The following is a 6,454-nucleotide window of genomic DNA, read 5'->3' as shown; positions in this document are numbered from 1 at the left end:
TAATCCCCGCGCCGCAGATTTTGGGCGTGCGCACTCCCGCACTGCGTGCGCTTGCCAAAAGCTTCGCCGCTTTGGGAGAGGCGGATGAGGCGCGGTGCGAGCTGCAAAAATATAAGCCCGTTTTTCACGAGGAGTTCGTGCTAAAGGGCTTTTTTATAATGCTTTTTAAGCAAGATGAGACGAAATTCGCGCTTGCGAGCGATTTTATCAAAACGATGCCAAATTGGGCGGCTTGCGATATGTTCGCTCCGAAATTCAGGGACGCCGCTTTTGCAGATGCGCTGCTAAAACAGGCCAAAAGCGGCGTGAGCGAGTTTGAGCGGCGATTTTTCTACGTTTATTTTATGCGAAATATGAGCGCGCTCACGCCCGAGGAGTTTTTTGAAATTTGCGCCGCCGAAAGCGACGAGCGGTACTACGTGCAGATGGGTGTGGCGTGGGCGATAGCTGAGATGTTTATCAAGCAGCGCGAGATCACGCTTGCGTTTTTGGCGAGCAAGCGGGCGGTTAAATTTATCCAAAACAAGGCGATATCGAAGATCCGCGATAGCTTTCGCGTAAGCAAAGCCGAAAAAGATGCGCTTTTGAAGTATAAAATTTAACCGAGACGGAAAGTGGCAGAGGTAGTTAAAATTTCAGTTGCGCGCGGGGCTTGTCAGCCAAAATCGCGAGCTTTAAAATGTAAATTTAAGGAGAGAAAATGTTTAGCAAGGAATTTTTGGAGATTTTGAATTATGAATGCGCCGTAGGTATCGCTACCTGCGCGCAGGGCGAGGCTCACATCAGCAATACGTGGAACAGATATCTCGTCATTAAGGGTGATCGCATCCTCATCCCCGCTGCGGGTATGAAAAAGACGCAAAGCAACGTGGAGGCAAATCCAAACGTTGAGCTTAGCGTCGCAACGAAGGAGCTAGCAGGCAGGTTTGGCGCAGGGCGCGGCTTTGTGGTGAAGGGCACGGCGCGCTTTATAGATAGCGGCGCGGAGTTTGAGGAAACGAAGGCGAAATTTCCGTTTGCTACGAGGCTACTTGAAATCACGGCTAGTAGCGTAAAACAGGTGCTGTAAGCCAAGCGGCGCGATTTGAGCGGAATTTCACGGATGAAATTTTACCGCGAGCTTTACGATGGAATTTTGCCGTGAAATTTTATCGGTAGAATTTCAAAGTTAGTAAAATTTTATCGATGAAATTTCGCTTCGCCGCGAAATTTTAAAGCGGGCGAAATTTTAAAGTTAATAAAATTTCAAAGCCTGCAAAATTTCAAAGCCTGCGAGATCCATAAATCTCGCTCAAATTTTTAGAGCATAAATTTACGCATTGAAAGGAAAAGTATGAAACGATTAGAGGGTAAAACCGCCGTAATTACGGGCGGAAGCGACGGTATAGGGCTTGGCATCGCAAAGTGTTTCGCCGAAGAGGGCGCAAATTTGATCCTGCTCGGCAGAAGCGAGGAGAAATTAAAAATCGCACAGGAGGCCTTGGGGGGTTATGGCGTAAAAATTTACGCGGTAGAGGCGGATTTGGCGCAAAGCAAAACGATAAAAGGCCTTTGCGAGCGCATTTTAGCGCTACCCCTTAAGATAGATATTCTCGTAAATAACGCCGGACTGGGAAAATTCGTACCGTTTGAGGCGACCGACGAAGCGCTGCTGGACGCTCATCTAAACCTAAACGTCAAAGCGCCATATCTGCTTACTCAGGGGCTTTTGGGCGCGCTTGCGGCTAGCAAAGGCTGCGTGATCAATATCTCGTCGTATTTTGCGAACCGAATGCTCGTAGGACGCACTACGACGGCGTATTCGATCACCAAAGGCGCGCTAAATTCTTTCACTAAATCGCTTGCCTTCGAGGTCGGCAAACTCGGCGTGCGCGTTAATGCCATAGCGCCCGGAAGCGTGCTGACGCCGCAGTTTGAGCGAAATTTAAGCGCGCTTAGCCCGCAGGGGCGCGAGGCGTTCGAGCAGATGGTGCAAAATATCTATCCGCTCGGCAAAATCGGCAGCGCGCAGGACATCGGCGATGCGGCGGTGTTTTTGGCATCAGACGAGGCGAAATGGGTCAGCGGCGCGATATTTGCGATAGACGGCGGGCTTACGACGAATTAGCCGCGACCGGGCGGAATTTTGGGCGCGGGTTTTGAAATATAAAATTTTACAGAGGCGAATTCCGCCGCGAGAAATTTACTCCGTAGAATTCGCAGCGGCAAATTTGCAATGAAAATTTAGCCGTGTAGAATTTTATGGCGACGAATACTGCGCGTGAAATTTCGCAGCGAAGAAAACGCAGAATTCCGCAAGCTGCGCGAATTACAACGCAAATTTTAAAATTTTCATTGTAAAATTTTGCAGCGTGCGGTTTAGGCGGAATTTTACGGAGCAAAATTTCAAGTTGCGGCAAAATGGCGCCTGCGGGGTTAAATTTAAAAAGCGGCGCCGGCAGTCGGTTTGAGATAATTAGAAATTAAACGAGATTGGAGAGGGTTTGAGAGTTTTGTTTCTGGCATTTTTGTCGGTGTTTTTGCTCTCTTGCGCGGCGCTATTTAGCTCGTGCGCGGCTCCGCTGGCGCCCGCTGGCAACGCGCTTAGCGTATATGACATCTACTCCGTAGCGCGCGATCGCCGCAGCGTAAGCGAGGTCGCTAGCGACAAGCTCATCCAGACTAAAATCCAAAGCAAAATTCTATTTACCAAAGGCCTTAGCAGCTGGGATCTGGAGGTCGAGTGCTTCTACGGCGAGGTCTATCTCATCGGGCTGCTCGATAGCGAAGCGATGCGCGAGCCGCTGCTTGCTTTGGCTCGGCAAACCGAAGGCGTGCGGCGCGTGCATACCTATCTGCGCGTCAAAAAGCCCGAATATCCGTGCAATTCGTTTGAAATTTTTACAAATTTAAAGAAAAATCTCTTTTCCGATACCGACGTTTCGGGCACTGCGGTGCGCGTGGCGATCGTGGGCTGCGACGTGGTATTTAGCGGCGTAGTAACGGACATCGAGCACGAAAAACACGCGATCTGGTACGCGACGCACGCGCCGGGAGTCCAGGACGTGTATTCGTTCCTGCGCGTGGTGAAGGAGTAGGGGCTTTGCGGTTAAATTTGATCGCTTCGGTACGGCAAATTTAACCGCTTGCGGCGGGCTAAATTTAAGGATATGCTCGATTTATTTTAGCTCGCTTGCACAGCGCCAGCATACATGAAATTAAAATTTTATCGGCGCGCAAGATAACGTGGAATTTTAAAATTTGGCTCACGAGCGCGAGCATTAAGTAAATTTAAAGCCGCCTCAGACGATAATTTCGCAGATAAAATTTACGCCGTGAGCGCTCGCCGAAAAGTAGCGCTCGGTGCCGATAAAAAGCGCGCCCTGTTTAAATAGCGGCTAAATTAAAAGCGGCTCAAGCGAGCAAAATTTTAAAGCGTCGCGTTTTAAAAGCGCTAAATTTAAAGCGAGCTGCCGAGCTAAATTTAAACGTAACGCGCGCATTGTGAGCTAAAATGAGCTAAATTTAAAATCGCGTTGCCGTTATCGGCAAAATTTCAGCGCCATGGCGCAAAAGTTCGCGCTAAAATATACGATCAAAATGCCCTAAAGGGCGCAAAATTCAGTAAATTTAAGGAGAGAAAATGAGCCAAAGCCAAAAATGTACGTACCAAACCGCGTGCGAGCTGCCTAACGTGAGGCTGATCAAGCACCCGTTGATCGAGCACAAGCTCACGATCCTGCGCGATCGGGGGACCGATCCGTTTCAGTTCCGCATGCTCGTCGACGAGATCAGCTACCTGATGATGTTTGAGGCGACGCGCGATCTGGCGCTGCGCGAGGTGAACGTGCATACGCCCGTGGCGCAAACCAGCGCATATAAGCTCGCCACGAAGATCATGATCTGCCCGATTTTGCGCGCCGCACTGGGGATGCTAGATAGCGTTTTTAAGCTCATACCGGACGCTAGCGTGGGATTTTTGGGCTTTCAGCGCGACGAAAAGACCGCACAGGCTGAGTTTTTTTACGCCAAGCTGCCCGCAGACGCCGCAGAGCGCACCGCAATCATCATCGATCCGATGTTTGCGACCGGCGGCACGGCGATCGATGCGGTGAAATTTCTGCTGAAAAACGGCGTTAAAAAGATCAAATTTATCTCCATCATCGCAGCGCCCGAGGGGCTTCATAGATTTAGCGAGATCTACCCGCAGGTCGAGGTTTTTACCGCGGCGATCGACGAGAGATTAAACGAGCAAAAATATATCGTGCCGGGTCTCGGAGACGCGGGAGATAGGGTGTTTAATACGCTGTGAGTTTAACGCGGCGAAGGGCTTTGTGCTGCGCTAAATTTGCGCGGGGTAGTGTTTTGCGCGACGATAAGTTAAATTTGCCAGCAATGCAATTTGCGCTGCGAAATCTATTTATCAAATATGCGAGTTGCCGCGCCGCGGAATTTCATCGCGGCAAAATTTGGCAGAGCGCGCAATACGTAATGAAATTTTAAATTTCGCAGCGCCGTAAATTTGGTACGTTCGTAAATTTTAATTCGTCGTAGAATTTACGGTATTTTGAAATTTATCAAATAAAATTTGAGCTCTGCGCTGTATAAAACACGGTAGCAGAGCATAATCAAAATTTCAAATTTTAGCCCGCCGCAAAAATTTACAAATCGCAAAATTTACAAATCGTGCGGCCCAATTCTTACCAAGCAACCCGATAAAGAAGCCGGGGCGGCGGCGCGTCAGGCATACGCGAGGAGTAAAATTCTTACCCAAATGATCCGCCCGCGCCAAAATGAAATTTAAAAATTTAGCGAGCAAAATTTCGCTTACTTTACCAGCCCCGCTTCCCTTAAAAAGCAGCTCGGCTCGTAGCTAACTTTTCTGATCTTATCAAATTTCGCGTAGCTTAGCACCAGCTCATCGCGCGCTCTGGTAACCGCCACGTAAAATAGCCGCCGCTCCTCCTCCAGGCTGCCGCCCATCGCCATTAGCTTGAGGTTCGGGAAGCGGTTTTGCGCCAGGTCAATGAGATAGACGCTGCAAAACTCAAGCCCCTTGCTTGCGTGCACGCTGAGCAGATTTACCCCCTCGCCCTCGCTCATCTCCTTTGCGCCCAGGGTTATGAAGTTATAAAAGCTCTGCGGATCCGCGTATTTGCCCGCGATCTGCTCTAAAATGCCGCATTTATCATAGATGCGAGAGGTCTCGTCCTTCTTGCGATCCTCGTCTGTCTTGCCGTTTTTTAGCGTCGCGCGCTTTGTCGCGATGAAATCCGCCACGAGCGCGAAAAGGCGCGAATCCTTGATATGTGAGATCAGCGTAGCGGATCTCACAGCGGAGCCGCTTTTTTTAAAAATTTTATAAATTTCGTGCAAAAATACGGCGCCGCCCTCGGTAATTTTATTGTGTTTTAGAACCGGATGCGAGCGAAAAAACTCGTCAAATTCCAAAGCTTCAAAGCGCGATACCGAGCCGATTATATCTACATCGTCAAAAAGCCCGAGCTGATAGTTTTTCCTCTTTTTTTCAAAAATTTTAACGCTCTCGTCGGGACGCAAAAGCCCTGCATGAATGCTTCCGTGTCCAAGCGCGATTAACGCATCGAAAAGCTCCTTGCTTAGCGCGCTGCCGACGCCTCTTGCGTATTCGCACGTACTCATAAAGGCCATCATATCTTTTGGATTTATTATCATCGCGAAGATGTCCGTAAAGGCCTTGATCTCGCGGCTTTCAAAAAAGCTCACGCCGCCTTTTCGCTTCGCGCCGATACCGAGCTCCTTAAGCGCGACCTCGACGCCGTCGGCGCTGGAATTATTGCGAAAGATGACGGCGATCTTTTCGCGCGGGGTGCCGCTTTGCGCGATCTGTGCGGCTACGTGGGCGTATTGTGCCGCCGTATCGTCGTAAACATGTAGCTTAGGCGCGCTAAATTTACCCTCGCGGCCCACGATCAGTTTCTTTTCGTAAAGGCGCGGATTGTTCGCGATGACGCGGTTTGCAAGCGCCAAAATCGCCGAGCTTGAGCGGTAGTTGATATTCAGCGCGTAAATTTTAGCGTCCGCAAAGCGCTTGCCGAAGCTGCCAATGATGTCGATATTTGCGCCGTTGAAAGCATAGATACTCTGATCGAAATCGCCGACGCAAAAGAGGCTTTTCGTCGCGAAGGCATCGATGAGGCTTCCTTGCAGCGAGTTCGTGTCCTGATACTCGTCCACTAAAATTTCATCAAACCGCAGCGGCGCGCCCTTTCGCAGCTCATGGCGCATTTTTAGCAAAACGTCGTTGAAATCCGCGTAGTTAAATTTCGCCTTTTCCTCCTCAAACTCGCGCAAAATATCTGCGTAAATTTCGGCAAATTCCGCCTGATCCTCGTAGTTCTTGCTAAACCACGTCTCAAAATCCGCGCTCATCTCCTTGTTTTGATACAGCGAGTACACGTCGTACAGATACGCCCCGCCGTAGGGGCGCGCGTCG

The 6,454-nt window shown here is 49.7% G+C and carries 6 protein-coding genes; 5 read left to right on the top strand and 1 reads right to left on the bottom strand.

Annotated elements, in window-relative coordinates; translation table 11 throughout:
• From Q0236_RS12955 to upp, 5 genes are all read left to right on the top strand, one after another.
• Positions 1-602: DNA alkylation repair protein (locus tag Q0236_RS12955; RefSeq protein ID WP_297918900.1), on the top strand; the 602-nt coding region annotated here is incomplete at its 5' end.
• A 98-nt stretch (positions 603-700) separates the two neighbouring features.
• Positions 701-1,069, top strand: coding sequence for a pyridoxamine 5'-phosphate oxidase family protein (locus Q0236_RS12950; protein ID WP_177389050.1), 369 nt, complete (start codon positions 701-703; stop codon positions 1,067-1,069).
• A 264-nt stretch (positions 1,070-1,333) separates the two neighbouring features.
• Entirely contained in the window at positions 1,334-2,107 is a 774-nt protein-coding gene (locus tag Q0236_RS12945) for an SDR family oxidoreductase (protein ID WP_297918897.1), read from the top strand.
• A gap of 376 nt (positions 2,108-2,483) precedes the next feature.
• Positions 2,484-3,077, top strand: a complete 594-nt coding sequence (locus Q0236_RS12940) for a BON domain-containing protein (RefSeq protein ID WP_297918894.1) — start codon at positions 2,484-2,486, stop codon at positions 3,075-3,077.
• Positions 3,078-3,664: 587 nt separating this feature from the next.
• Positions 3,665-4,291 (top strand): uracil phosphoribosyltransferase, encoded by a 627-nt coding sequence (gene upp / locus Q0236_RS12935; RefSeq protein WP_297918903.1) that lies wholly within the window; start codon positions 3,665-3,667, stop codon positions 4,289-4,291.
• Positions 4,292-4,806: 515 nt separating this feature from the next.
• Here upp and Q0236_RS12930 read toward each other — a convergent pair.
• Positions 4,807-6,454: ATP-dependent helicase (locus tag Q0236_RS12930; protein WP_297918891.1), on the bottom strand; the 1,648-nt coding region annotated here is incomplete at its 5' end.

It is taken from the genome of uncultured Campylobacter sp. (assembly GCF_938031315.1).
GTDB lineage: Bacteria > Campylobacterota > Campylobacteria > Campylobacterales > Campylobacteraceae > Campylobacter_B.
Note: the sequence above shows the minus strand (reverse complement) of the source record. Positions and strands in the feature narration are given on the sequence as shown.

Excerpts from the sequence above, each read along its gene's own strand:
- Q0236_RS12950 (WP_177389050.1), top strand. The coding sequence starts at position 701 with ATGTTTAGCAAGGAATTTTTGGAGATTTTGAATTATGAATGCGCCGTA.
- Q0236_RS12945 (WP_297918897.1), top strand. The coding sequence starts at position 1,334 with ATGAAACGATTAGAGGGTAAAACCGCCGTAATTACGGGCGGAAGCGAC.